Below are 26,677 nucleotides of genomic sequence, written 5' to 3' on the forward strand. Positions count from 1 at the left end.
ATATATTTTCAAAAAAAAAGTCTGTTTCTCGAAACAGACGCGTTATTCCGGGTTTTTTTGCAGACGCTGGACATGCAGCGTGATATAGCCGGCCTCGGATTCCGGCAGCTTCAAATCATATTCAGTTTTTAAAAACGCCGCCAGTTCAAGCGCACACCGATAAGCAAACGGATACTTTTTTTGGATGAAATAAAGCATCTCCTCGTCCATGGAATGGAGTGCTTCATTTGAGTCCAACCGGCTGACCGCATACCGTAAGTGCGTGACGAGGCGCTGATAGGAAATACTGTCTTCATCCACCTTCTGTTCGAAAAAGGATTCGATCTTTTCGATCATTTCTTTGATCATGGTTGTATGCTTCATCGCCGAATACATGCTTTTGGCATCCGCCTTGGCAGTGTGGATATGAAGCGCGATATACCCCGCCTCATCATCAGGCAATGATATACCGAGGGTTTGTTTCACGTGTTCAACCGCCCAGCGGCCGATCTCATATTCTTTTTTATAAAGCGCCTTAATTTCATGAAGCAATCGGTTATGCACCTGAAGGCCGTTTTGAATCCTTTCGATCGCAAAGGATAAATGGTCCGCCAGCGCAATGTGGATGTGATCGCTCAAAGGTGCCGCAAGCTCTCCCTCCGCATGGCTGATGATATCTTCAGCCGCCTCTATATGCTCTTCGGGAAGCGTTTCTAACACTTGTTTGAACTTTTCATTTTCGTCGTGCACGACAAATATTTTTTCAATTTTATGTTTTTGAATCACATCATTTTTTCTCTTTTGAAAAGCGATTCCGGGACCCATTACGATCTTTTCCCGTCCGTCTTCTTTTATTAACGCCGCATTGTTATTTAATACTTTGTCTATTCTCAAGAGGTTCGCTCCCGTTCATATGTTTAGTGGGATTGTACCCTCTTTTTCATATGATGTAAAGGTGCCGGACCCGCGCGCTCCCGTTTCGGCAATTCTTTGCGGACAGGCATCCATCGGTTTTTATCCAGCCTGCCGCGGGCCGATTTCGTTTCATCGGTCAAATCCGCCGATCGGACACGGCTCACAAACGAAAAAGCCCCAGCCGTCCGCTTCGCTTTCTTATAATAAGCCGCTTGGTTTCCGTACACGGCGGCTAATGGATATCTTCCGTTACCCGGCGCCATCCAGTTCATCAGAAAGACCATCCACACCCGTAAAGATACTAGCAAACGTTTCATTGCAAATCATCCCTCCGCTTCTTTTTGACAGACAGCTTGTTCGCAGGCCTGTTTTTCTCTCCGCTTTAACGGAAAAGGCGGCCGATCCTTCTCCGCTAAAAACTAGCGGGTCTAGCAACCCTATGACTCTATGATAGACGCGGCCGGGCGAATTGTTTGTCACAATATGAGTGAAAAAACAAACTAGTTTTCAGAAGTTTTGTTGAAAGCTGATGGAAATGACCTGAAAAATGGAAAAGCCGATAAAAAAAGTTATACACACCTTATCCCTTGGTTAAGCACAGCTTAAACACAGGGTATATCCACATATCCACAAATTCGATCTATATTTTGTATAGGAACACTCGTTCCCAACAATATATATACACAAATTTATTCAGTTATACACAAGATTCTGTGTATAACTCCCTCCTTATTCACAGACCAATTTCCATAAATGAGTCATATGTCACAAGGATTATTTTGAATTTTCAAGAAATATATACTAGATTTCTAATTTAGATAAAGAAAAAGGGGGAAACACGATTGAAAAAAGGAATCATCCGTTATCTGCTTCCGGCTTTTGTCTTATCCTTTACCTTATCCACAAGTTCACAGGCTGCGCCGGCTTCAAAACCGCAAACTCCTGATCTTGAGAAGGCTGAGGTGTTCGGTGACATTGATATGACCACCGGCAAACAAACGACAGTCATCGTGGAGCTGAAGGAAAAGTCACTGGCGGAAGCAAAGGAACTCGGCAAAGCACAGACAAAAAGCCAGCTGAAAAGCGAACGCGCAAAAGTGAAAAAGAAAGCGCTCAAAACCATTAAACACGGAAAAATCAACAGGGAATATGAGCAAGTGTTTTCCGGCTTCTCCATGAAACTCCCGGCAAATGAAATCCCAAAACTGCTGAGTGATCAGGATGTCAAAGCGGTTTATCCGAATGTCACCTATCATACCGATCAGCTCAAAGATAAAGACATCACCCTATCTAAGGATGCCGTGTCTCCGCAGATGGATGACAGCGCGCCTTATATAGGGGCAAATGACGCATGGAAGCTCGGCTATACGGGTAAAGGCGTCAAGGTTGCCATTATTGACACCGGTGTCGAATATAAACACCCTGACTTAAAGAAAAATTTCGGACAATATAAAGGATACGATTTTGTGGATAACGATTACGATCCTGAAGAAACGCCGTCCGGTGATCCAAGAGGCGCGTCGACTGACCACGGAACCCATGTCGCGGGCACGGTAGCGGCAAACGGAACGATCAAAGGCGTCGCGCCGGATGCTACACTCCTTGCCTACCGTGTGCTCGGTCCGGGCGGAAGCGGAACAACGGAGAACGTCATCGCCGGCATCGAACGCGCCGTACAGGACGGAGCGGATATCATGAACCTTTCTCTCGGCAATTCTGTGAATAACCCAGACTGGGCGACAAGCACGGCGCTTGACTGGGCGATGTCAGAAGGCGTCACGGCCGTTACATCAAACGGAAACAGCGGGCCGAACAATTGGACCGTCGGCTCTCCGGGAACGTCCAGAGAAGCGATCTCCGTCGGAGCGACCCAGCTGCCGCTGAACGAGTACGCCGTGTCCTTCGGTTCCTATTCCTCAGCGAAAGTAATGGGCTACAACAAAGAAGATGACATAAAAGCACTGAATAAAAAAGAAACAGAGCTCATAGAGGCGGGTATCGGCGAGCAAAAGGATTTTGAAGGCAAAGATCTGAAGGGAAAAGTCGCTGTCGTCAAACGGGGCAGCATCGCCTTTGTGGATAAAGCAGACAACGCCAAAAAAGCGGGCGCGATAGGTATGGTTGTGTATAACAATGCCCCGGGAGAAATTGAAGCCAACGTACCGGGCATGTCCGTGCCGACGATTAAGCTTTCATCAGAAGACGGCGAAAAACTCGTCAGCCAATTAAAAGCGGGCGGCACAAAAGCGACATTCAATTTATCCGTGGCTAAATCGCTCACTGAACAAATGGCAGACTTTTCGTCACGCGGTCCGGTTATGGACACGTGGATGATTAAACCCGACGTCTCCGCTCCCGGCGTAAACATCGTCAGCACCATTCCGACCCATGATCCGGCCGACCCGTACGGCTACGGATCGAAGCAGGGAACGAGCATGGCTTCCCCGCATGTAGCCGGCGCAGCTGCCGTCATCAAGCAGGCCAAACCGAAATGGAGCCCGGAACAAATAAAAGCCGCTCTCATGAACACGGCCGAAACCTTAACGGACGCGGACGGTGACGTATACCCGCATAATGCGCAAGGCGCCGGAAGCATCAGAATCATGAAGGCGATCAAAGCAGACTCCCTTGTCGCCCCGGGAAGTTATTCTTACGGAACGTTTATGAAAGACAAAGGCAATGAAACGAAAAAAGAAACCTTTACGATTGAAAATCAATCGTCCATCAGAAAATCATATCAGCTCGAGTACTCTTTCAACGGCACGGGCATTACCGTTTCGGGCACAGACCGGGTCGTGATCCCCGCTCATCAAACCGGAAAGTTCAATGCGAAAGTAAAGGTCAATGCCAAAAAAGTAAAGGCGGGCACCTATGAGGGAACCGTCACAGTGCGTGAAGGCGGAAAAACAGTCGCAAAAGTGCCGACGCTGCTGATTGTAAAAGAGCCGGACTATCCGCGCGTGACGTCAATCGACGTGCAGGACGGCACAACGCAGGGAACCTACCAAATTGAAACCTATCTTCCGGCGGGAGCCGAAGAGCTTGCCTTCCTTGTATATGACAGCAATCTTGACTTTGTCGGCCAAGCCGGCATCTACAAAAAGCAGGATAAAGGCTATCAATATTTCGACTGGAACGGCAAAGTCAATGGTGACAACGCACTGCCGGCAGGAGAATATTATATGCTGGCCTATGCCGCGAACAAAGGGAAATCAAGCCAGGTGCTGACTGAAAAACCTTTTATCATTGAATAACCGAACAACCCTGCTGGAGCATCAGCAGGGTTTCTTTCTGATCATTCGGCAAAAGCTTCTCGAAGCAGGCGGTATGACTGAAGTTTATCTTCAAAATGATGAGTAATGGTTACAGCCATCACTTCTTCCGTTCCGTATGCTTTACTGAGAGCCAGAATCTGTTCTTTCACTTGTTGCTTCGTTCCGATGATCATTCGATTCCGATTATCGGCAATTCGTCTTTGTTCATACGGTGTGTACGTATTGCCGCGGACGGTTTCGTAAGACGGTACGCCGTGAAGCGGAATCCCCTGTTCACCCGCAAGCAGCGTATAATCCATGACGGCCGCGAGTTCCTCCGCTTTCTCCTCCGTGTCCGCGCACAGCACAAACACCGCCACGGCTGTTTTTGGTTCTTTTCCTAATGCGGAAGGTTTAAATCTGCGCTTATATTGTGCTGTCGTGCTTTCTCCGCCTTCACCATTAATAAAATGGGCAAACATATAGCCTGCTCCCATTTCTGCGCTCAGAATCGCGCTTTCCCCCGAAGAACCGAGAAGCCAGAGTTCCGGCGCCGTCTTAATAAGGGGTGATGCGGTCAGATTCGGAAAACGGTGATTGTCATCAGTTGCATCATGCAAATACATCGCCAGCTCACGAAGCTGCTGCGGATATTGATCAGCGTTACGCTTCCCGCCATCATTCAGCGCCCATGATGCGATCGGCATTCCGCCCGGCGCTCTCCCTAATCCGAGATCGATTCTGCCCGGCGTCAACCCTTCAAGCACGCGGAAATTCTCCGCCACCTTATATGCACTGTAATGCGGAAGCATGACACCGCCCGAGCCTACACGAATCTCATTCGTTTTCGCCGCAATATGGCTGATCAGCACTTCAGGGCTTGAACCCGCCAACCGCTCTGAAAAATGATGCTCTGACACCCAAAACCTCTTATATCCGAGCTTTTCCGCCTCCTGCGCCAGTCTTACTGTATTCCGCAGAGCATTTTCCGCAGAAGACCCTTCTGATACAGGAGATTGATCTAATATGCTTAATGAAATCATCACTGTCACCTCATCAACATCGTACCACTGCTAAGCCGTTTTTTCTTTCTGTATGCTTATAAGCATCCCTGATGATAAACATATATATACCTTGTTCCATTTTGTCGAAATATGTTACACGTGAAACATAAAAACCTCTCCCGGTCGGGACTGACCCCATAATATGAGAAAAACAAAAAACACCTTCAAGTTTGAAAACGGATCGTTGTTATCCGAAATTAGACTTGGAGGTGTTTTTCTATGAGGGCAAGAGTGAGTTATCCGGTTGAAGTCAAACAGAAGGCTGTAGAAATGAGATTGGCGGGCGTGCCTGTGAAGGAGATCATGCAGGAATTGAATATAAAGAATAAGACGCAGGTGCAGACATGGGTCAGGTGGTATAAAGCTGGGGACACACATCGATTCGAACAACCTGTCGGAAAGCAATATTCTTATGGAAAAGGTCCAGAGTATTCTTCCGAATTAGAGAAACTGCAGGCAGAAAATCGTTATCTGAGACAACAGAATGAAGTGTTAAAAAAGTACAACGAATTGGAAAGGAAGCTGATAGCGAAACGCCAGTCGAGCTTGTAGAAGCATTGCGCGGCACAATGACCATACAGGATATCTGTATTCATTTAGGTATCTCACGAGCATCTTATTATCGTTGGAAGAAGAATCTGATGAAAGATAACCCTAAATACCATTTAGAAAAACAAATCGGCACGTTGTGCCGAGAACACAAGTATCGATATGGCTATCGGAAAATCACAGCCATATTAAAAAAGGGAATGCGTATTAATCATAAAACGGTTCAGCGCATTATGCAGAAAAATCAGTGGCAATGCCGGGTTAAGGTGAAAAAGCGCAAGAAGAATGGGCAGCCATATGCCGTGGCCGAGAATATATTAGATCGGAACTTTCAGTCTGATCGCCCTCTTGAAAAACTGGTAACGGATATCACATATTTGCCTTATGGGCAGAAACAATTGTATCTTTCCAGTATATTGGATTTATACAATGGAGAAGTGATTGCTTTTACGATTGGCGATAGACAGGACACAGATTTTGTCTTACACACACTTGATCAGCTGCCCGTACTGCCAGAGAACTGCGTGTTACATAGTGACCAAGGTTCTGTTTATACATCTTATGAGTATCAGAAAGCTGTTAAAACAAAAGGCATTACCATGAGCATGTCCCGTAAAGGGACACCCGCTGATAATGCCTCCATCGAATCGTTTCATTCCTCACTAAAGTCTGAAACGTTCTACCTCGACAGGTTGGAAAGCACTACGACGACCATCGTAGAGCAAACTGTCGAAACCTATATATACTATTATAACAACATTCGTATTCAAACGAAACTAAACAACCAGCCGCCGGTCACATACCGACAGCTGGCTGCTTAAAGGTGTTTTGATCCCTGTCTCAAAAACGGGGGTCAGTCCCGTCAGGAGAGGTTTTTTCTTAATTCTTTTGAAAACCTTTATCTTTTACATATTGATTTAAATAGGTTCTCGGTTTTTGTTTCATGAACTGCAGGATTTGATCAGACCACGTTTCAACCCGCTTGCCGTTTGTCCGTTTATCATAATAAGCGGAAATGGTTTCATCATATTCCTTCATATAACTGCGGAAGTGTTCTTCATTCGTATCGTACGTGTTTTCATGATATACGGCTTGTTTCGGCAGGCGCGGCTTTTGACCGGACGGATGAGCGGGATGACCGACTACCAAGCCGAACAGCGGCAGCACATGGTCAGGCGTTCCAAGCACTTCCGTCACCTGATCAAGTTCATTTCGAATGCCTCCGATATAACAAATGCCAAGTCCCATTGATTCCGCGGCAACACTTACGTTTTGTGCGGCAAGTGCGGCATCAATGACGCTGACCATAAACATTTCCGTATTCTCAAGAAGCTCGGTAATATTTTCGCCTTTTTCCTCAGCAAGTTTTTTATGGCGGTACAAATCAGCGCAAAACACAAACAAGTGCCCGTTATTCTCGACATAAGGCTGGTTTCCGGCCAGTGCCGCCAGCTTCCGCTTTTTCTCTTTATCAGTTACGCCGATGATGGAGTAAGCCTGCACGTAACTGGACGTTGACGCCGCCTGGGCGCTTTTCACTAATGTATCTATCTCTTCTGCTGTCAGAAGCTCGTCAGTAAATGATCGGATCGACCGATGATTAAGTATGGTTTCAATGGTATTGTTCATATAAAAGCCTCCTTCTCTCTATATCATATCCGAAAGGGAATCATGTCAAAAGCGAAATGCTCTAAACAAAAAAAGACAGCCCGAAGAACGAGCCGTCTCACATTAAGAATTGAACAAGTAGCTTTTATATTTCGTCAGCTGCACACTTGCGTTATATACGATCCCGAAGCTGATTAATGTAGAAAGCACCGAGCTCCCCCCATAGCTGACAAACAGCAGCGGAATACCGGTAACCGGCATAATGCCGATATTCATCCCGATGTTCTGGAAGGTGTGAATCACGATAAGTGCAGTAAATCCTACGCAAAAAAACGCGCCAAATCGGTTAAACGCATGCAAGCGGTCAATCAGCACCACAAGCCTGTAAATTAAAAAGAAAAACATGACAACCGCAATGGCGCAGCCTAAAAACCCAAAACTTTCACCCAAAATCGCAAAGATAAAGTCGGTCTGTCCCTCAGGTACGTACACCTTCAGATTATGAACGCCGTTTCCGGTAATGCCGCCCGATCCGATCGCCATAACGGCCTGATCCACCTGCCAGCTTTTATCGCTCTCTGCCTGAGTCGTTGCCGCACTGGAGTCAGACATCCACGATGTAATCCGGTTAATTTGATAATCCGCAATGCCGATTGAATTCGCCACATGGGGAAATTCAATAACGAGAACTAAGAAAAGGCCAAGCACAAGTGCGGCCGAACCGCCGATAATGGTGATCAGCTTCCAGTTTACACCTGACATAAACACCATCACCATAACGATAAACAGACAAATCGCACCCGTTCCGGCATCCTGCAAAACGATCATCCCGATCGGAATAACCGTCCATGCCGCAATTTTCAAAAGCAGGTTCACATCTTCCCTAAGTGACCTTTGATCTTTCGGGCCCGCCTTCGATATAATGGACGCGACCATCATCATAATTCCTATTTTCGTAAACTCAGAGGGCTGGAGGGTAAAGTTTCCGATTTGAAACCAGCTCTTCGCTCCGTTTTTAATCGGCGCGATGGATTCCGGCGCCACACGCAAAAGGAGCAGCGACAGCACGCCGGCAATCAATACGTACAGACTCAGTTTTTCAAGCTGCTCTAAATCAAAGTACAGCAATAATCCGATGAATCCCGCACCTATAACATAGAAGACAATCTGTTTCATCCAGGCACTGCCTCCGTACTGCCCGAACTGTCCGGCCGCATAAATCGCGGCAACACTAATTATTAAAAACACACCAAATATAAAAATCAAATCCCCCTGATAATAGGGATTTTGCTGTTTCTTATATCGACTCATTCTATCCCGCCTTACATTTTCATCGGAAGTCACTATTGTTTATTATACATGAACACCGTTCAAGAAAACATGTTGAGGTTGCTTCCTTTTTATTTTTTACGGTTTGGGGACTACACGACATATGACGTGTCAGAAAAGGAAATGTTTCGGTCATGATGAAACTTTTCCGATAAAAAACCCCTTCTCGTCAGAAAAGGGGTTTCAGCCTATGTTTAACGTCATAAACAAGCTGTTCGGGTCCTCTTTATAATGTGCAAACGGATCACAATATTGAAACCCGGCTTTTTCATACAGGCGTCTGGCGGGGAGAAAAGCCTCCATAGAACCGGTTTCCAAGCTGATCCGCTGATAGCCCCGCCGCCTTGCTTCTTCAAGCATATGGCGGAGGATCCGGTTGGCAACGCCTTTTCTGACATGATGCGGAGAGGTTTTCATTGATTTGATCTCACCGTGCCGGCTGTTTAGCTCCTTTAAGGCACCGCAGCCGAGCAGGATGCCGTTTCCCCTCGCACTCCAAAACGTAACGTCAGGCTGACGCAGCCGGTCCGCATTGAGCGCATGTATACTTTCCGGAGGAGAATGCATGGTCATGCTCTTCAGATGATCCTGCAAAAGCGCAATGACATCCGGCGCTGTGACATCTTCTTTCCTTACGTCCACTTCAAACCACCCTTGCTGTGCATGTTTCTTTGACCATAGCAAAGGTTCACAGCCTTCGCCATTCCATTGTCCGGAAATGTGACAGGGTATTTGGCCTTTCCGGTTTCTTGTACCTATCCAAAAATGAGGCAATAGTTGCAATACATTTCTCGAAAAAGCGGTATCAAAAATTGGAAAACATGGTATAATAATTGTAACAAAATGTTCAAAAAACGACCACAAAACAGACACATTTTATTCTCTGTATTTCATTTTGGAAACGCTCCCATAAAATGAAAGGAGACATGTAAGATGGACATGTTTTTTGCTTATTTACTGGTCGCAAGCGCAACACCCCTCTTTATCTGGCTGGATAACAAAAAAGTCGCTCTTTCGGCCATACCGCCAATTATTCTCATGTGGGTTTTCTTCTACTTTTACGCAACCAGCAGCCTATCCCCTCTCGGCCACACACTTATGATCATCCTGTTTGCCGTCAACGTCATCGTTGCCCATATCGCCGCCTTTATCATTTACGGCCTTCCGCGCCTGCGCCGGAGAAGAAGCCAATAAAGGCACAAAAAACCCTCTTCGCATAAACGAAGAGGGTTTCTTTTTATTCCTGATGTTCGGAATGATGCTTCGCACCGCCAGGAGGGTTTCCATCCATATGGTCACCGTGATGGTAGTGCGCCGCAAAGATCCAGATGGAACCAAGGATGATAACAATCGCTCCGAAAAATCCGAAGAGCGTGTTTCCGACTTGAATTCCGCCGTTTTCGCTTTCTGTCATGTGCATGAACATGAGAAGCTGAAGACCGGCTTGGATAAATGCGAATCCGAAAATGATCCAGAGTTTTGCTGATGGGCTTAATTCCGTATATACTGCAACCCAAAGGGCCAGCAGGGTCAGAATAATAGACAACGCAAAACCTACGATATGCTTCCACGGAAAGTGGCTGTGTTCAGCAGATTTGTTTGCCATATTATAGTCCCCCCAATCCGATGAGATAGACGCCTGTAAAGATGAAGATCCAAACAACGTCTAAGAAGTGCCAGTATAAACTTGAGATAAAGATTTTTGAAGACGTCTGCGGCGTTAATCCGCGTTTCTTCAATTGCAGTAAGATGCCGGCAATCCAGAAGATACCGATCGTTACGTGCGTTCCGTGCGTTCCCAGAAGGACGAAGAATCCAGACCAGAAAGCACTTGTACCGAGAGATGCTCCTTCATGTACATAGTGGATGAACTCGTTAAGCTCACATCCGACGAAGCCCGCGCCGAGAAGAAGCGTAATGATCGTCCAAATGACGACGCCTTTTAAACTTCCGCGACGCATTTCATGAACAGCGATCCCGCAGGTGAAACTGCTGATCAGAAGCAGGAATGTCATGATCATGACAAGCTTCACTTCAAATAATTCAGCCGGTAAGACTCCTCCTGCTGTTCTTCTTTGAAGAACGAAGAAGGTTGCAAATAGTGTTGAGAACAACACAATCTCTGCCCCTAAAAAGATCCAAAACCCGAGAATATTGAGTCTGCCGGTTTCAGATTGATATTCCATAGGCGCGTTAGAATTGCCGTGTTCTGCATGTTCCATAAATCACGCCTCCTTTATTCGGAAATCTTTCTTTCCGTCTCTTTTATTTCTTCAACAGGTATATAGTAGCCATTGTCATATTCAAATGAACGAAGCACCATGCAAAGCAGAATGCCGATCAAGCCGACAATGCCCATCCAGAACCATTCAAATACAAGTCCGAAGCCTGCAATACCGAACGCCACTGACATAATAAGCGGTCTTCCGGAGTTGTGCGGCATATGGATTTTCTTGAACTTGCTTTCCGGATGAATATCCGTTTTGTCTTCTTTCAATTGCAGGTACGCATCTTGAGATTTCACTTCAGGAAGCACCGCAAAGTTGTAATGCGGCGGAATCGCAGATGAAGTCGCCCACTCAAGCGTACGTCCCACGCCCCATGAATCTCCGCTGATCTCGCGAGTAGAGTAGCGGAAGCTGTAGTAGATGTTGTAGCAAAGGATTAAGAATCCGACACCCATCATGAAGGCTCCGACAGTTGAAATAAAGTTTAATGCAGTCCATCCGTCATTCGGTCCGTAAGTGTAAATACGGCGAGGCATACCTTGCAGCCCCAAGAAGTATTGAGGGAAGAAACATACATTAAATCCGATCATAAAGATCCAGAAGAACCATTTTCCGATTCTTTCGTTCAGCTTGTGGCCGAACATTTTCGGATACCAGAAAATAAATCCTGCGAAACATGCAAATACCGTACCCGCGATCAGCACATAGTGGAAGTGAGATACGAGGAAGTACGTATTATGGTATTGATAATCGGCTGCAGCCATCGCAAGCATAACCCCTGTTACCCCGCCGACAACGAAGTTCGGGATGAACGCGAGCGCCCACAGCATCGGTGTTGTAAAACTGATCCGGCCTTTATACATCGTAAAGAGCCAGTTAAAGATTTTAACCCCGGTCGGAACCGAAATCGCCATCGTTGTAATCGAGAAGAAAGAGTTAACAGACGCACTGTTCCCCATTGTGAAGAAGTGGTGAGTCCATACAAGGAAACTCAGGACGGAAATGGCGATAATTGAGCCGACCATCGCTTTGTAACCGAATAACTGCTTTCTTGCAAACGCTGAAATAATTTCAGAGAAAATACCGAATGCCGGTAAGATAACGATATATACTTCAGGGTGTCCCCAAATCCAGAACAAGTTAGCCCAGAGCATCGGCATACCGCCGGCTTCCAGCGTGAAAAAGTGAGCGCCGAACAAACGGTCAAATGATAACAGCGCCAATGCCACTGTCAAAACAGGGAAGGCGAATACGATAATAACCATTGTAATCAGCGTCGTCCATGTGAACATCGGCATACGCATCAGCGTCATGCCTTTCGTACGCATTTTCAGGATCGTCACCATAAAGTTGATACCCGTCATCAGCGTACCGATACCGGCAATCTGAAGACCGAGCAGGTAGAAGTTCTCACCAGGCCCGGGACTCATGTCGTTGCTTGCCAGCGGCATGTAACTCGTCCAGCCTGCGTTCGGAGAACCTCCGATAACGAAAGAAATATTGAAAAGCATCGCACCTACGAAGAACGTCCAGAAACTCAGGTTGTTCAAGTAAGGGAATGCTACGTCGCGCGCACCGATCTGCAAAGGTACGACAACGTTGATCAGACCGATTAAAAACGGCATCGCCATGAAGATAATCATGATCGTACCGTGAGTCGTAAAGATCTCATTATAGTGGTTTGAGTCTAAAAAACTGTTATTAGGAAGCGCTAACTGGGCGCGCATCATCAAGCCGTCGACCCCGCCGCGGAACAGCATGATAACAGCAGAGATAATGTACATGATTCCAAGTTTCTTATGGTCTACAGACGTAAGCCATTCAGACCAGAGCCACTTCCACTTTTTGAAGTATGTGAGTACAACGATGATAGCAATAGTGGAAAGCGCAATGGAAACTTGTGCGCCCAGAATTAATGGGTCACCTGTTACAAAAAATTCATCCCATCTCAATTTCATTCGGGCTTCCTCCTTTCTTGTTCAATTTCAATCTTGTTTATCGTCGGATACTTTAAATTCGTTTTTCTTTACATTTTCCCACGGATCTGTTTTAGAGTGCGGTGATACGGCTTTGTAGCCAAGGCGTTTGCGCGCCTCCATCGCATATTCGGCATCTTGGCCGTGGTCAACGTATTTTAAGTGTGTAGAAGAGAACGTTAATTTACCGACATTCTCCGGAAGCATCAGTTCGTCATACTTCTCTTTCGTCAGCTTTGGAGAATCGCTTTGGGCTTTTTTCACCCAGCTGTTAAAGTCTTTTTGCGTAACAGCTTTTACGTTGAATTTCTGGTCGGCAAAGTGTTCGCCGGTGAAGTTCGCGTTGCGGCCTTCATATGTTCCCACTTTGTCAGCCTGTAAGTATTGATCCATCAGCATTCCCGCCATCGCGTATTTTTGTCCCCCAAGCTGAGGAATCCATAGCGATGCCATTGAATCGGCTGAAGAAATTTTAAATAAAACCGGACGGTCTACAGGAATGTTCAGGTAGTTAACCGTCTCAATATCCTGCTCTGGGTAGCTGAATACCCATTTCCAGTCTACCGAAGTAGCATAAACAACAAGAGGCTCTTTATCCTTTGTCGCTTCAGGCGCTTTTTCTAACGAATATATCGTCTGTACGGTAGGCACAGAAAGTGCAATAACAATTAAAATTGGGATCACTGTCCAGACTACTTCTAAGAACGTGTTGCCGTGCATCTCGGGCTTGTAATTTCCGCTGTCTTTGCCTTTGCGGTCGCGGTATTTCACTAAAATGATTGTAAATAGTACGAAAACGACGCCGACAATGAACAGCATAAATCCGATTGACAAGAGAATCAGATCTTTCTGCTGGTCTGCTACAGGTCCTTTCGGATCTAAAACGGAAATGTCGCTGCATCCGCCCAGTACGAAAACAACAGCCAACATCGCTAATAAAAGTAACGGTTTAAATGCTCTGAACAAGAAGATCACCATCCTTCCTATTGATGTAGTGAATCTGAAATGTACTTTCTCAAAATCTTTTCTCTATCTACCTTGTTATGCTATCAAAATCTGCCCTTATTAGCTTTATTTTTTTCTAAAGTTCATCTTTTTTTCGACCTAATGTCACAAAATCGTCAAAAAATGCATGAACTTTTTCCACTTGCGCAAACCAAACATAAAAAGTTTTAGATCATTTAGCATATATAGAGAAAAAAGATAGTGAGAACGAATAATACCAAATAAAGGTTTACCATAATAAAAAACGCTGGTCAACAAAAAGTTTCATTTTGTTAAACATTCTACAAAAGAAATATTTTTTCCTTTGCTCACACCTTTTCACACGGTTTCCATTTTAACGCAACGCATTATGAAAAAAAAGACCGGAACGCGCCTTGATATGTTCATTATAAAAAACGCATTCATATGTTTAATATGGACAAAACGAAGGAAACATATAGGCATAAATAATAAAAAATAGGAAGTGATATTTATGGGTTTTATCGTATCTCTGATTGTCGCTATTATTATCGGCTGGATCGGAAGTTTATTTGTAAAAGGCAGTATGCCCGGAGGAATCATCGGGTCAATGATCGCCGGTCTGATCGGCGCATGGATCGGGCACGGACTGCTCGGCACATGGGGTCCTCAACTTGCCGGCTTTGCCATCATTCCGGCAATCATCGGAGCTGCGATCGTGGTATTCTTATTCAGCCTGATCGCCAGAAGCAGAGGATAAAAAAAAGCCTCGTCCCTTATGGGATGAGGCTTTTTTCCGGTAGAGCGCCCAAATGGCGGATAAGCCGCCGGAAAGCCGCTCTGCCTTCTTCTGTCTGTTTAAAGACGCCGGCATGCTCCAGTATCCGCGCAAAGGCATGGCCGATTTCCTCTTTCAGAATCTGTTCCGCGTTTTCTTTCGTTACCTTCCGCTTATGCAGCACATTGAGCGCCCAATCTTTATGCTTTGCCGCAGAAGGGTCTGCCGTTAAGACCGCTTCCGGGTCCGGTGAGCACAGCGCTTCAGCCGTGTATTTCATTTCTTGTTCAAGGCGGCCCGGCAGAATCGCAAGCCCCATTACCTCAATCAGTCCGATATTTTCTTTTTTCAGGTGATGAACTTCCTGATGGGGATGAAAAATTCCCAGCGGATGCTCATCAGAGGTGCGGTTATTTCTGAGGACGAGATCTAATTCGAATAAACCGTTTCTCCGCCGGGCAATCGGCGTAATTGTATTGTGCGGTGTTTCTCCTGAACAGGCGAGGAGATCAGCCGCCTCATCGGAATAACCGCGCCATGCCCGCAGGATGGCATCCGCCGCGCCGGAAAGCTCAGACGCGCTCTCGCTTTGCAGGCGGATGACCGACATCGGCCACTTCACAATTCCCAACACCGTTTTCGGATAGTCAGGCAGCCTGTACCGGCTTTCTGTCTCCGCCCGCGCCATCGGGAATTCATAATTGCCCCCCTGAAAATGGTCGTGGCTTAAAATACTGCCGCCGACAATCGGCAGATCAGCATTGGAACCGAGAAAATAATGAGGATACTGGCTGACGAACGACAGCAGCCGGTCAAACGTTTTTTTGCTGATCTTCATCGGTTCGTGCCGGTCTTTCAAAACGATGCAATGCTCCCGGTAATACACATACGGAGAAAATTGCAGAAACCACTGCTCATCGCCGAGAATTACCGGAATGACACGAAGGTTTTGACGCGCCGGGTGATCCGGTCTCCCCTCGTACCCGACATTTTCTTTACAAAGAACACATCTCGGATAATCGGATTGAGACTGCTCTTTGGCAGCGGCAATTGCTTTCGGATCTTTTTCCGGTTTTGAAAGGTTGATCGTGATGTCCAGCTTTCCGTAAGCCGTCTCAGCCGTCCACCCGACATTCCGCTGTATTCTGTCCGAACGGATATAATACACATCCTCTGAAAATCGGTAAAACGCCTTTGTCGCCTGCTCCGGCCCGTGCACCGCCTTTGTTTCTTCAAAACGACGGACAATCTCGGACGGCTGCGGGGCAAAGCAGCCCATGATCTTCGCGCTCAGCAGGTCGCGATAGGTGTCTGTATCGGCTGCAATCCGGCCCGTTTCTGCCGCCCATTCATAAATCGGGGCCAATATGTCCGGCAATGATGCCGCCGATTCATTTTCTTTCTGTTCTGAAACCTCCGGATGGGTGATATGCAAAGCTTCATATAAACGGTTTCTTGTATATTCAATATCAAGATAGGAAATCAGCTCTTTTTGCAATCCGTACCGGATTAAACGTTCCACGTGCCGCTCAATTGCCATCGTCATCCCCCTTTAGTTCTCTCGCTCCGGCTCCGACATCCGCCGTGTAAAAGTCAGCTTTTCTCCCTGTCTTTTCCTCATAGCGGGCCCCTGCCGTTTCAATAAAATCCGAAACCGCATCGTCCTTGACGATACTGACCGTACAGCCGCCGAAACCGGCTCCCGTCATCCTTGATCCGATCACCCCGCCGTGGCGCCAGGCCGCTTCAGCCAGTGTATCCAGCTCATGACTCGTCACCTCGTAGTCATCGCGTAAAGAGAGATGCGAATCCCTCATTAATTCACCGATATGATGAAGCTGATTGTTACTGAACATGTCGGCGGCCTCTATTGTGCGGTGATTTTCATAGACGGCGTGTTTCGCTCGGCGTCTGTTCACTTCATTCTGAATCAGCTCCGCATGGGCGTCAAAAGCGGAAGGGGTCAGATCTCCCAGTGATTGAACGGAAAGATGCTTCTGAAGATCACAAAGCGCTTCCCCGCACTCCTTGAGCCTCGTATTATAGCCTGAGTCTGCAAGCGTTCGTTTTTTATTGGTATTTGCAATAACGATCGACAGCCCCGACAGCCCGAGTTTTGTATATTCAAAGCTGAGCGTCCCGCAATTCAGCAGAATCGCATGATGTTTCTTTCCCATTCCGATGGCGAATTGATCCATCATTCCGCAGCTGACGCCGATAAAGGAATTTTCCGCCGTCTGAGCGAGCTTCACCAAGTCGAGCATATCCGCCTCAAGCTCATGGCATTCCTTGAGAATGACCGCCGTAACAAGTTCAATCGAAGCCGAAGATGACAGCCCCGCGCCGTTCGGGATGTTTCCCCAGAACACAATATCGAAGCCGTGCGGAAGGGAAAAACCGCTGCCGAGACATTCTGCCATGACCCCTTTCGGATAATTGGCCCACCCGTCCTCTTTTTGATAACGGATATTATCGAGACTGCATTCCTTTATGCCCGCTTCCTTAAAATGATGAGAGTACATTCTGACGAGCCTGTCCCCTCTCTCCCGGACGGCTGCATATGTACCGATCGTCAGCGCGCAAGGAAAGACGTGGCCCCCGTTATAATCCGTATGCTCTCCGATGAGATTCACTCTGCCGGGCGCAAAGAAAATGCGCAGGTCCTCCGATTCCCCGAATACATCAGCAAACGCTTTCTTTATTTTGTGCTTCATACGCATCCCCTTTCACTATTACACTTTCCCCCGGGGCGCGGAAAGAAACCGTTATGACACGCCTTCTTCTTTCGCTTTTCTGAAGACAATCCACTTGCTGGCCGCATAGTTGACGACTACGATAATGACGTTATCTGCGATTTTCGCCAACGTTTCGTTCATATGAAATTGACTGACCAGAAGAATCATCATGGCGAGATCGATGGCGAGAGACAATACCCGCACGCTGAAAAAGGCCGTCAATTCTTTCATCAGACTCCGCATCCCCGCGGTCTTTTGCTGAAATACATACAGTTTATTCGTGACATATGCAAATAGAACGGACAGAATCCAAGCAGCGACGGTCGCCGCCTTGTAATCCATCTCAAATGCCGACGTCAGAAAGTAAAAACTGACGATATTCACGATGGTCGTGAATATCCCCATAATGATATACATCATAATTTCTCTGTAGCGCATGGCAGTTCCTCGCTTTCTGAAAGACTTTTCTAAACCTTTTGTCAAATCAAGAAGAACGTTACCCTGATTTTCTGCCGCTGACAAAAACATAGAGCGCTTCAAACATGCTGCGGAAAGTAACCGGCCTTCCCAGCACATTGGATTGCTTAATCATCCCGTCGATGAGCGCGCACATCATTTTAGCGGTATGCTCGGTATCTATATGGTCTTCTATTAAATTTCTCGATTTGAGCCAATTTATGTACATGGTGCTTTCTTCTATCCATAACTTATAAAGACGGATATAAGCTTCATATTCACTGACGACTTTGTAAGTAGGCATATGAACGGCAAAAGACACAACATTCCAGGCAGGCTTGCTGTTTACAAACCGCATCAACAGGCTGGCCGCGCTTGCCGCAGCTTCACAAAGCGTCAACGGCCGCGCTGTTTGCTTTTCTAATTCGTCGAGATAGCCAGTGATAATCCTTTTTTTAATCTGACGCCTGTCTAACAAATGCTTCAGAAAATCTTCCTTACTTTCAAAATGAACGTAAAACGCGCCTTTGCTGAAACCCGCCGCTTTACTGATGTCATCGATTGAGACTGAATCGTAAGCTCTTTCAATCAGGAGATGAAGGCCTGCGTCAATAAAACTTTCAAATGTTTCTTCTCTCTTAATTTGAAATTTGTTTTTTTTCATTTTTTACCCCAGCTGTTTGATCATTCACTTTATCTTACACCGAATCATTCTTTTGCGGTATTTTTTATGCAAAAAGAATATGCTAGTCGACGCTTTGAGGGTAAATATTAATAGGTCATATGATTTATTTTTATTTGCATACTATCCAGTCAGTATTTATTTGTTTATTATTATATGTAAGAATTCTTGAAGGATTTTGGTTATTTCAGTCATTTTCTTAGGGAATAGGTAGGTGAATTCATCTTCAATTTGGGATTACCGGCCAACTATGTGTGATATTTGTTATACATTGGCTGCTGTAGCTGGGCAAATCAATTTTTCAATTGGAGGTTCTTATGAAAACTCATGTAATGAAAGATATAGATCAAGATTGGCAATTGTTAATTCAAGAGGCTAGAATCATGGGTTTGCACATTGACGATGTGAGGCGCTTCTTAAATACTGAAAAAGCGGTGAAGAAAAAAACACCAATGAAAAACACCATCCGCCAGCGGTAAGATTACAGGCGGATCCTTTTACTATATGACCTGCCACAGTCCGCCCGCACCCGAGTTTTCAAAGGAACATCCGCAATAAGAGGGGAATCAGAGAACAAACCGTATACCGGATAACCATTCCCGTCCGCATTCCGCAATTGAACAGCCAAACATGGTGATATGAGATCCCCCCGCTGCATATCTTGTGTATATGCCCATTTATGAGGTGATACACAGATGGATACGAATCCCTATTATGATGAAAAACAACAGAACTACTACGAAGGCCTGAATCCTTATTTATTGAACAAAATAGACGAAAACTGGCGGACAGTGCTTGATGTCGGCTGCGGCACAGGCAATTTAGGAGCGGCGATCGAAGACCGCGGAATAACGGTTTACGGCATTGAAGCGTATCCCGAAGCCGCAAAAAAGGCGGAAAGCAAATTGAGCCACGTGCTTTGCGGCGACATTGAATCCGCCATTCTTCCGTACGAATCAGAACAATTCGACTGCATGCTGTTCGGAGACGTTCTTGAGCATCTTGTCGACCCGTGGTCCGTGCTGAAAAAGCTTCGCCCGTATGTAAAAAAAGACGGCACGGTGCTTGCATGCATACCGAATGTCGGCCACATCTCAGTGGTGCTGGAGCTTTTAGCCGGCAAATGGACTTACAGTGACGCCGGATTAATGGATCAGACCCACCTGCGTTTTTTTACCCGTGAAGAGACGCTTTCATTATTTAAAGCCGCCGGCTATGAGGTGAAACGCATTGAGGCGATCCGCGTTGATCACCCCTCTTATCACAAAGCCATCGCATCATTGCACGAAGTATGCGTACAGCTTGGCATAAGGCATGACTTTATGACAGAAGCATCGGCGTATCAATATGTGATTGAGGCCGAGAGGAGCATGTAATGGATTCACATTCATTTCTGTTTGTCGTCTGTGTGAATGACGAGCCGCTCTACTCCCGGTGCAAGAGCCATATCATGCAGCTTACCGTCCCCCCTTCATACTCCGTTGATATCATGCCGATATACGATTCAGCAAGCATGGCCTCGTCCTACAACAAAGCGCTGAGACATCCCTCCAAATATAAAATTTATCTGCATCAGGATACCTTTATCATTCATCAGCATTTCCTTCATGACATGCTTCATATCTTTCAATCTCATCAGGAGCTCGGCCTTCTCGGTGTCGCCGGCTGCAAAACCCTGCCGCCGAACGGCATTTGGTGGGAAAGCGGACAGCGGATGGGAAAAGTGATTGAATACCGGGGGAATGCTTATCACCCCTTGGACTTTGAGCACGGTGATGAAGACGGCCTGTTTATGCCCGCTGCCGCCATTGACGGCTTGTTAATGGCGGCTCAATATGACGTGGAGTGGCGGGAGGATTTGTTTCGCGGCTTTCATTTTTACGACACATCACAGTCGCTTGAATTTCAAAAACACGGATATCAAGTCGGCGTCGCCTGCCAAAAAGACCCTTGGTGCCTTCATTTTTGCGGCGACTCATTTGACGCCGCGGCATATGAAGCGGACAGACAAACATTTGTCAAACACTATATGGCAAAGCCCTCTCGCTGATCGAGAGGGCTTTTTTCGGGTTAACGTTTATTCAGTTCCCGCTCAATGATTTGTTCAAAGGTTTCCTTTCCCGCCGCGCCAGGGATTCTCTCATCGCCGATGATAAACGTCGGCACTGCCGTAATGCCGGCTTCCTCATAAGCATGGCGGAGCGCTTCCCGCTGTACGTGTCTGTACGCTCTTGTCTCAAGCGCCTCTTTGAAGGCAGCGCCGTCAAGTCCTGCTTCTTCCGCAAGCTTTGTCAGCACGCCAACGTCACCGATATTTTGTTCTTCCTGAAAGAACGCCTGAAAAACGCGTGTATGGTATTCGCTTCCTTTCCCATGTTCCTTTGCGAAATGAAAGCCTTCAAATGCCAAATCCGTGTAAGGATGCGGTGACACGCGGGGGAATGTGATTTCAACGCCTAACGACTGCGCCATCGGCTCAATGGAGTTTTTCCACATCTGCTGCTTGGCGGGATCATTCACCGGATCAAGTTTCGGCGAGGGGCTCGGACGCAATTCAAACGGCATCCATTCCACCTGTACGTCCTTGTCCTTGATTGCTTCTTCAAACGCCGCTTTGCCGACAAAGCAAAACGGACATACATAATCAGAATATACTTTAATCTGCAGTGTCATTGTAAGTCTCCTTTCCTTTTCATTTTAAGTTGTAACACATATAGTTACAAGTGTTTTTTTAAAAACACCCTCCATATGGAAGGTGTCACGATTCCAGCAGCCTTTGGGCGATATATTCTCCTTTTTTACAGCCGCCGGGACAGGCGAATACGGAAGAGCCGATCGTTTGTGTGTATTCATTCAGCGCATCCTTTGCCGCCAAAGCCTTCAGCATCGGGACAAATTGGCGGTCCGGGTCTTTTTGAAAGCAGATAAACAGCAGGCCTGCGTCAACATAGCCCGTCTTCTGATCAATTCCGTCCGTATAGGAAAATGCCCGGCGCAGAATCTGTCTGCCGGTTGATTTTGCCACGCTGACATGCGAGTCGGCGGGAATTTGATTCAGCTTCACGGGATCGGTTTCCTTTTTTTGTCCGAAAGGCGCGCCCGAGCTTTTCACCCGCCCGAACGTGTCCTCTTGCTCCTTCAAGGATGAACGGTCCCATATATCTAAAAACATCTTAATTTTCCTAAATGCCATGTACGTGCCGCCCGTCATCCAGTCAGGCTCTCCTGATTGAACCCAAACGATCGAATTCATCAGGTTTTCATCCTTCGTGCTTTGGTTGCCGGTGCCGTCTTTAAACCCGAAGAGGTTGCGCGGTGTTTCTCCGTTTTTCCCGCCGCTTAAGAAACCTTTATTGAGAAAGCGGACTTCGCACACCCCCGATGCCTGTTTCATCAGGTTGCGCACCGCGTGAAACGCCGTTTGTTCATTATCCGCGCAGACCTGTATGACGATATCACCGCCGCCTTGTTTCTTATCGAGCTTGTCGTTAGGCATCGGCGGAATATCGGCGAGGTGCTTCGGTTTTTTATCTTTCAGTCCGAAGCGGTCCTTCCCGTCTTTCTCGAAAAACCCGGGGCCGAGGCCGAAGGTAACGGTCAAATTCGCCGGTGCCAGATCCTGCGACTCCCCGGTATCCTGCGGAGGCATATAGTTATTTTTCTGTTCGCCCGACGGGACGGCGCCTGAAGTCAGCAGCTGCGTCAGGCTTGTCCATTGTTTGAAAAGGGAGATGACATCGGCTTTGTCGCTTGACATGACATCAAGCGCTGCAAAATACACATACGTCTGATGCGCCGTTGTGATTCCTGCTTGGTGCTTTCCGTAAAAAGGAACGATTTGATCACGATCACTTTTTTCATCATTCTTCTTTGAAGCGGTGGCCGCCGGTTTGAAGAGCGGCGCGAGTCCTCCGAGGCCGCTCGCTCCGACAGCGACGGCGGCGCCCGCGACGGCGCCCCACTTCAGGACATCCCGTCTGTGGATCTGTTTTTCCTTGTTTTGTTCATCGCTCATGCTGCGTCTTAACTCCTTTTAAAGCACATCGGCAATCTTCGACATGGTTTCAGAAAGAGCCGTCAGCTTCGTGCTTATCTCTCTGATTTGATCTGTACTTAATGTATCACAAGACATATACGATTGATCGCACGTTTTGTATTTCGACATCAAACCTTCAAATTCGCTGAATTCCGCATCAAGTTTTTCCGTGACGTCGAAATGATCTCTCACTGCGCGCTTTTCACTGTTTATAGAGGGCTTTTAAGCCTTCGGCGCCGGTGGTGATTGGTTCAGGCGTCACTTTGAGAGAAGCGATAGAGCCGTCAAACGTTCCGGTCGATATTGCAAGCTGATTGCCCTGTTCTTGACATACGGCTTATATTCTCCAAGTCCGTCACTGCCTTTTTGCGCACACAGAAAAAGGGCCGCCCTATCGGGACAGCCCTGCTTTGGAGCGCCGAATTTCCTCTGAAAACTTGCGCGCTGCCGCTTTTGGATCTTCAGCTTGGCTGATGGCGCTGATCATGCTGACGCCGTCTGCACCCGCTTCAATGACGGGCGCCGCGTTGTCAGCCGTAATGCCGCCGATTCCTACAATCGGAATGCTGATGCCCTGACGCCGCACCTCTTCAATCAATGTAACGCCCTGCACGGCTTCAGCATCTTTTTTTGTTTCGGTCGGATAGACCGGGCCCATTCCGACGTAATCGGCTCCGGCTTCTTCCGCCCGCTTCACCTCGGAGACGTTATGTACTGACACACCGAGTATCATATCGCCGATTGCCGCTCTCGTTTCTTCGGCGTCTGCGTCATCCTGCCCGATATGCACTCCGTCCGCCTCAAGGCGCAAGGCCAATTCGACATCATCATTAATGATGAAAGGAATCCCGGCCTGCCTGCAGACATCCTGTACCTGCTTCGCGAACAGGACACGTCCCTCCCCTGTTAAAGAACCGCTCCCCTTTTCCCGAAATTGAAAAAGCGTAGCGCCGCCCTCAATGGCTTTTTTCACCACGGAAACGGGGTCTGCGCTTGTATTGTTTGATCCCATAATAAAATAAACCGATAACATATCCTTCATCATTTCCCGAGAAATACGCGTCATTTTTCTGTCACCCTTTCAATTGCGGCAAGCTCGGCCGCTTCTTGTTCTGAGATGCTTGCCAGCTTGTTTAAAAGCTCAATCTGGAAGCTGCCCGGCCCCTTATGGGAGGTGTCCAGAGCGGCAAGCTGAGCGGCGCTTCCGTATACAGAAACGGCTGAAACGGCCGCTTGCAGAACGTCCTGTCCCGCCGCGCAGAAGGCTCCGATGACAGACGTCAGCAGACATCCCGCCCCCGTCACCTTCGTCAGCAGTTTATCACCGTTATGTACGGCATATGTGTCGGTGCCGTCGGAGATGACGTCGGTTTTTCCGGTAATCGCAATGACCGTCTTCAGCCCGCTTGCAGCCGTCTTAGCGAGCTGAACCACATCTCCTCCGGCTGCAATGACCGTCTTCAGCCCGCTTGCAGCCGTCTTAGCGAGCTGAACCACATCTCCTCCGGCTTCCCCCGCATCCACGCCTTTTATCTTCCAATCAGGGGCGCCGGCAATATTGGCGATTTCCGCGGCATTTCCGCGAATGGCGGACAAGCGGACCTCCTGTATGATCTTGCGGGCTGATGCCGTCCGAAACGGCGTGGCGCCGGCGCCTACCGGATCAAAAATGACCGGAACACCGTTTTCATTGGCGGATTTTCCGGCCGCGATCATAGCTTCAACCGACGCCGAACTGAGGGTGCCTATATTCAGGACGAGCGCTCCTGCGATTTTCGCCATGTCGGCGGCCTCCTCAATTGCATAAGCCATAACGGGCGATGCGCCGAGCGCGAGCAGTCCGTTAGCGGTGAAGTTCGTGACGACATTATTGGTGATACTGTGAACGAGCGGGTTTTGATCCCGCACTTTACTCAAGTGTTGAGCTGCGGTTTGTGCGTCCATGCTTAATCATCCTTTTTTCTCTTTTTCGGATTCCATAAATACGATTTCGTATGCTCCAGCCAGGCTCTGGCGGCAAAGGACATATAGCGGTCTTTCCGCCAAATGATGGCTAAATGCCACGGAATGACCGGATGAACGAGCGGAATGGTTCTGACTTTGTCCGGATCAAGACCGCGGCAGATTCTTTCCGGCAAGAGGCCGATACCGAGATTGGCGGATACCATTTCGCTGATAAAGTCCCACTGTGACGTTTCATAAATGACGTGCGGCCTGAATCCGGCTTTCACGCATTCCGTCATAATTCGATTATGAAGGACAAAATCCTCCCTGAAAAATATGAACGGCTCTTCTTTTAATTCGTGAAGACTGCATTCTTTCTCGTCAGCGAGCCGATGTGACGGATGGACGACGAGCATAAGGGTTTCCTTGACGATTGTGAACGTATGAAAAATCTCTTCATTTGCGGGAAGCACGACGACCCCGATATCAAGCGAGCCGTCCTCCACCCCTTGCTGCACTTTAATAGAGCCGTCCTCAACAAGCTGAAACGTCACATCGGGATATGTGACGCGGAAGTCACCGAGCACTCTCGGGAAAAAGCCGGACCCGATCATCGGCGGAAGACCAATGCGGACGTGCCCTTTCTTCACTTCCATAATATCGTTCAGCTCTGACGTCAGGTTTTGGAATGACTTTGTGATTTCCTGCGCCTGCACATACATGCTCTGCCCGGCGTCAGTCAGTTCAACTTGCCGGCCATTGCGGTAAAACAGCTTAATGCCGAGCTCCGTCTCCAGGTTTTTAATCATTTTTGAGATTGTCGGCTGTGAAACATACAGCGACTGTGAAGCCTTCGTAAAGCTTTTCAAACGGGCCACTTCCAAAAAATACGTTAAGTGCCGGATATCCATTACATTTCATCCTTTCTATAGACAAAAGGAATACACATTATTCTTTATATGTATTTTACCTATAGCAAAACCTTCTGTACAATATAAATATAAGGGAGGCATCATTATGAAAAAATTGCTGCTTACCGTTATTCAAATCGCTCTGCTGTTTATATTTGCGCGTCTGATCAATTGGGTCACGGCGGCTCTTCATATAAATATTCCCGGCAGTATAATTGGGATTGTGATTCTTTTCACATTATTGCATTTCAAGATTATCAAACTTGAATGGATTGAGCTTGGCGCAGCATGGCTCCTCGGTGAGCTGCTGCTGTTTTTCATCCCGTCTGCCGTCGGAGTGATTGAATACGGAGATATTATGTCTAAATTCGGCGTAAGCATTTTACTTGTCGTCGTCATCAGCACATTTGTCGTGATGGTTTCAACAGGTACGCTTACACAGCTGATAGCAAAAAGAAAGGAGAAAAAACAAACGTGTTCATCGGAGTCATAAGTTTATTCTTAACTGTCTTAGTATATTTGGGCGCGAAAAAACTCTACATTCGTTTTCCGCGGGTGTATACGTCGCCGCTTCTGATTACGCCCGCTGTTTTGGTCGTACTGCTGCTTCTTGTCAATGTCCCGTATCAGACATACAATCTCGGCGGCGGACTGCTGACCGATATGCTTCAGCCGGCAACAGTGGCGTTCGCCATCCCGCTTTATAAATATTTCCCGATTTTAAAGAAATACGCCGTGGAAATTATTTTGAACGTAGCGGTCGGTTCATGTATCGCCATTCTGTCAACGGCCTTTATCGCGAAATGGTTCCATCTCGGCAGCAGCTTAGTCGACAGTCTCGTGCCGCGATCCGTGACGACGCCGATTGCCATGAACGTTTCAGAAATGATCGGCGGGATGCCGGCCGTTACAGCGGTTTTCGTCATTTTAACGGCTTTATTGGGAACGATCATTGGGCCGATGGTCATCCGCTATTTCCGCATTGATAACGAAATTGCCCGGGGCGTGCTGCTCGGAACTAGCGCGCACGGAGCGGGAACATCTAAAGCATTTGAGCTCAGCTCCGTATCAGGAACGATCTCAAGCGTGTCCATGATTCTCGCCGCAATTATGACGCTGTGCGCGGCCCCGATTTTGCTTTCGTTTATGTCATAAAAGACTGCTCCTTACAGAGCGGTCTTTTTTTATTTGCCACTCAGATGGATTTGTCTGTCCTTCATAAAAAGACGAAAACACGATATGATAAGATATGAAGTGAAAAGACTGAAGA

General features: G+C 47.3%; 28 protein-coding genes and 1 pseudogene. 9 read left to right on the forward strand and 20 right to left on the reverse strand.

The window, feature by feature from the left end; genetic code table 11:
- Positions 1-42: 42 nt before the first annotated feature.
- Positions 43-873 carry a transcription antiterminator gene (locus NYE36_RS19350; protein WP_253612734.1) on the reverse strand — a complete coding sequence of 277 codons (831 nt, stop codon included), beginning with the start codon at positions 871-873 and terminating at the stop codon, positions 43-45.
- A gap of 23 nt (positions 874-896) precedes the next feature.
- Positions 897-1,211, reverse strand: coding sequence for a hypothetical protein (locus NYE36_RS19355; RefSeq protein ID WP_025285458.1), 315 nt, complete (start codon positions 1,209-1,211; stop codon positions 897-899).
- A gap of 525 nt (positions 1,212-1,736) precedes the next feature.
- On the opposite strand from NYE36_RS19355, the gene NYE36_RS19360 reads away from it, so the two are divergent.
- Positions 1,737-4,148, forward strand: a complete 2,412-nt coding sequence (locus NYE36_RS19360) for a S8 family serine peptidase (protein WP_094032584.1) — start codon at positions 1,737-1,739, stop codon at positions 4,146-4,148.
- A gap of 41 nt (positions 4,149-4,189) precedes the next feature.
- Here the strand turns inward: NYE36_RS19360 and NYE36_RS19365 are convergent, their stop codons facing one another.
- Positions 4,190-5,191, reverse strand: a complete 1,002-nt coding sequence (locus NYE36_RS19365) for an LLM class flavin-dependent oxidoreductase (RefSeq protein ID WP_094032585.1) — start codon at positions 5,189-5,191, stop codon at positions 4,190-4,192.
- A 240-nt stretch (positions 5,192-5,431) separates the two neighbouring features.
- Between NYE36_RS19365 and NYE36_RS19370 the strand changes: the two genes are divergently transcribed.
- Positions 5,432-6,582, forward strand: a protein-coding gene (locus tag NYE36_RS19370; protein WP_095352997.1) for an IS3 family transposase whose coding sequence is annotated in 2 segments (ribosomal slippage) — positions 5,432-5,705 and positions 5,705-6,582 — 1,152 coding nt in all. Because the reading frame shifts where the segments join, the coding sequence is not laid out codon by codon here.
- A 58-nt stretch (positions 6,583-6,640) separates the two neighbouring features.
- On the opposite strand, the gene nfsA is transcribed toward NYE36_RS19370, so the two are convergent.
- From nfsA to NYE36_RS19385, 3 genes are all read right to left on the reverse strand, one after another.
- On the reverse strand, positions 6,641-7,390 hold the full coding sequence (gene nfsA / locus NYE36_RS19375) for an oxygen-insensitive NADPH nitroreductase (protein WP_007407708.1): 750 nt from the start codon (positions 7,388-7,390) through the stop codon (positions 6,641-6,643).
- Between the two features lie 102 nt (positions 7,391-7,492).
- Positions 7,493-8,680, reverse strand: a complete 1,188-nt coding sequence (locus tag NYE36_RS19380; RefSeq protein ID WP_007407709.1) for an FtsW/RodA/SpoVE family cell cycle protein — start codon at positions 8,678-8,680, stop codon at positions 7,493-7,495.
- A 201-nt stretch (positions 8,681-8,881) separates the two neighbouring features.
- Positions 8,882-9,340, reverse strand: a complete 459-nt coding sequence (locus NYE36_RS19385) for a GNAT family N-acetyltransferase (protein WP_060673853.1) — start codon at positions 9,338-9,340, stop codon at positions 8,882-8,884.
- 291 nt (positions 9,341-9,631) lie between these two features.
- On the opposite strand from NYE36_RS19385, the gene ywcE reads away from it, so the two are divergent.
- Positions 9,632-9,892, forward strand: a complete 261-nt coding sequence (gene ywcE, locus NYE36_RS19390; protein WP_003150937.1) for a spore morphogenesis/germination protein YwcE — start codon at positions 9,632-9,634, stop codon at positions 9,890-9,892.
- Positions 9,893-9,935: 43 nt separating this feature from the next.
- Here the strand turns inward: ywcE and qoxD are convergent, their stop codons facing one another.
- Genes qoxD through qoxA form a run of 4 tightly spaced genes read right to left on the reverse strand, consistent with a single transcriptional unit; the run spans position 9,936 to position 13,877 of the window.
- Positions 9,936-10,304 carry a cytochrome aa3 quinol oxidase subunit IV gene (gene qoxD, locus NYE36_RS19395; RefSeq protein WP_007407711.1) on the reverse strand — a complete coding sequence of 123 codons (369 nt, stop codon included), beginning with the start codon at positions 10,302-10,304 and terminating at the stop codon, positions 9,936-9,938.
- Between the two features lies 1 nt (position 10,305).
- A complete protein-coding gene (gene qoxC / locus NYE36_RS19400; RefSeq protein WP_003150930.1) occupies positions 10,306-10,920 on the reverse strand; it encodes a cytochrome aa3 quinol oxidase subunit III in 615 nt (204 codons plus the stop codon).
- Between the two features lie 14 nt (positions 10,921-10,934).
- Complete coding sequence (qoxB, locus tag NYE36_RS19405; protein WP_012118743.1) at positions 10,935-12,884, reverse strand: cytochrome aa3 quinol oxidase subunit I; 1,950 nt, start codon at positions 12,882-12,884, stop codon at positions 10,935-10,937.
- Positions 12,885-12,911: 27 nt separating this feature from the next.
- Positions 12,912-13,877, reverse strand: coding sequence for a cytochrome aa3 quinol oxidase subunit II (qoxA, locus tag NYE36_RS19410; protein ID WP_012118744.1), 966 nt, complete (start codon positions 13,875-13,877; stop codon positions 12,912-12,914).
- A gap of 502 nt (positions 13,878-14,379) precedes the next feature.
- Between qoxA and NYE36_RS19415 the strand changes: the two genes are divergently transcribed.
- Positions 14,380-14,625, forward strand: a complete 246-nt coding sequence (locus NYE36_RS19415) for a GlsB/YeaQ/YmgE family stress response membrane protein (RefSeq protein WP_241457756.1) — start codon at positions 14,380-14,382, stop codon at positions 14,623-14,625.
- Between the two features lie 16 nt (positions 14,626-14,641).
- Here NYE36_RS19415 and galT read toward each other — a convergent pair whose 3' ends face one another.
- The 4 genes from galT to NYE36_RS19435 form a co-directional block, all read right to left on the reverse strand.
- Positions 14,642-16,183, reverse strand: a complete 1,542-nt coding sequence (galT, locus tag NYE36_RS19420; RefSeq protein ID WP_251257821.1) for a UDP-glucose--hexose-1-phosphate uridylyltransferase — start codon at positions 16,181-16,183, stop codon at positions 14,642-14,644.
- A complete protein-coding gene (locus NYE36_RS19425; RefSeq protein WP_251257822.1) occupies positions 16,173-17,357 on the reverse strand; it encodes a galactokinase in 1,185 nt (394 codons plus the stop codon). The genes galT and NYE36_RS19425 overlap by 11 nt, the downstream gene beginning before the upstream one ends.
- A 51-nt stretch (positions 17,358-17,408) precedes the next feature.
- Positions 17,409-17,795, reverse strand: a complete 387-nt coding sequence (locus NYE36_RS19430) for a GtrA family protein (protein ID WP_032863219.1) — start codon at positions 17,793-17,795, stop codon at positions 17,409-17,411.
- A gap of 79 nt (positions 17,796-17,874) precedes the next feature.
- Positions 17,875-18,498: a TetR/AcrR family transcriptional regulator gene (locus tag NYE36_RS19435; RefSeq protein ID WP_251257823.1), complete on the reverse strand. Its 624-nt coding sequence runs from the start codon at positions 18,496-18,498 to the stop codon at positions 17,875-17,877.
- A gap of 335 nt (positions 18,499-18,833) precedes the next feature.
- Between NYE36_RS19435 and NYE36_RS19440 the strand changes: the two genes are divergently transcribed.
- The 3 genes from NYE36_RS19440 (at position 18,834) to NYE36_RS19450 (ending at position 20,566) form a co-directional block, all read left to right on the forward strand.
- Positions 18,834-18,995, forward strand: a complete 162-nt coding sequence (locus tag NYE36_RS19440) for an anti-repressor SinI family protein (RefSeq protein WP_003150917.1) — start codon at positions 18,834-18,836, stop codon at positions 18,993-18,995.
- A gap of 216 nt (positions 18,996-19,211) precedes the next feature.
- Positions 19,212-19,892 carry a class I SAM-dependent methyltransferase gene (locus NYE36_RS19445; RefSeq protein ID WP_014306063.1) on the forward strand — a complete coding sequence of 227 codons (681 nt, stop codon included), beginning with the start codon at positions 19,212-19,214 and terminating at the stop codon, positions 19,890-19,892.
- Positions 19,892-20,566, forward strand: a complete 675-nt coding sequence (locus NYE36_RS19450) for a glycosyltransferase family protein (RefSeq protein ID WP_095352554.1) — start codon at positions 19,892-19,894, stop codon at positions 20,564-20,566. Before NYE36_RS19445 ends, NYE36_RS19450 begins: the two co-directional genes overlap by 1 nt.
- 20 nt (positions 20,567-20,586) lie before the next feature.
- Here the strand turns inward: NYE36_RS19450 and NYE36_RS19455 are convergent, their stop codons facing one another.
- From NYE36_RS19455 to NYE36_RS19480, 6 genes and pseudogenes are all read right to left on the reverse strand, one after another.
- Positions 20,587-21,189, reverse strand: a complete 603-nt coding sequence (locus NYE36_RS19455; RefSeq protein ID WP_095352553.1) for a DsbA family oxidoreductase — start codon at positions 21,187-21,189, stop codon at positions 20,587-20,589.
- Between the two features lie 85 nt (positions 21,190-21,274).
- Positions 21,275-22,531: an iron uptake transporter deferrochelatase/peroxidase subunit gene (gene efeB / locus NYE36_RS19460; RefSeq protein ID WP_144463820.1), complete on the reverse strand. Its 1,257-nt coding sequence runs from the start codon at positions 22,529-22,531 to the stop codon at positions 21,275-21,277.
- Between the two features lie 18 nt (positions 22,532-22,549).
- A pseudogene (locus NYE36_RS19465) lies at positions 22,550-22,838 on the reverse strand (Efem/EfeO family lipoprotein); the annotation flags it as partial.
- Positions 22,839-22,943: 105 nt separating this feature from the next.
- A complete protein-coding gene (gene thiE, locus NYE36_RS19470; RefSeq protein WP_265451100.1) occupies positions 22,944-23,618 on the reverse strand; it encodes a thiamine phosphate synthase in 675 nt (224 codons plus the stop codon).
- A complete protein-coding gene (thiM, locus tag NYE36_RS19475; protein WP_342496866.1) occupies positions 23,615-24,496 on the reverse strand; it encodes a hydroxyethylthiazole kinase in 882 nt (293 codons plus the stop codon). Before thiM ends, thiE begins: the two co-directional genes overlap by 4 nt.
- 2 nt (positions 24,497-24,498) lie before the next feature.
- Positions 24,499-25,407: a LysR family transcriptional regulator gene (locus NYE36_RS19480; protein WP_003150908.1), complete on the reverse strand. Its 909-nt coding sequence runs from the start codon at positions 25,405-25,407 to the stop codon at positions 24,499-24,501.
- A gap of 106 nt (positions 25,408-25,513) precedes the next feature.
- On the opposite strand from NYE36_RS19480, the gene NYE36_RS19485 reads away from it, so the two are divergent.
- Together NYE36_RS19485 and NYE36_RS19490 are read left to right on the forward strand one after the other, a co-directional pair.
- Positions 25,514-25,900, forward strand: a complete 387-nt coding sequence (locus NYE36_RS19485) for a CidA/LrgA family holin-like protein (RefSeq protein WP_007407725.1) — start codon at positions 25,514-25,516, stop codon at positions 25,898-25,900.
- The gene (locus NYE36_RS19490; protein WP_015240826.1) at positions 25,882-26,562 is read left to right on the forward strand and encodes a CidB/LrgB family autolysis modulator; all 681 of its coding nucleotides are present in this window, start codon (positions 25,882-25,884) and stop codon (positions 26,560-26,562) included. Before NYE36_RS19485 ends, NYE36_RS19490 begins: the two co-directional genes overlap by 19 nt.
- The last annotated feature ends 115 nt before the right edge of the window (positions 26,563-26,677 follow it).

The organism is Bacillus sp. FSL R5-0593 (assembly GCF_038603755.1).
GTDB lineage: Bacteria > Bacillota > Bacilli > Bacillales > Bacillaceae > Bacillus > Bacillus velezensis.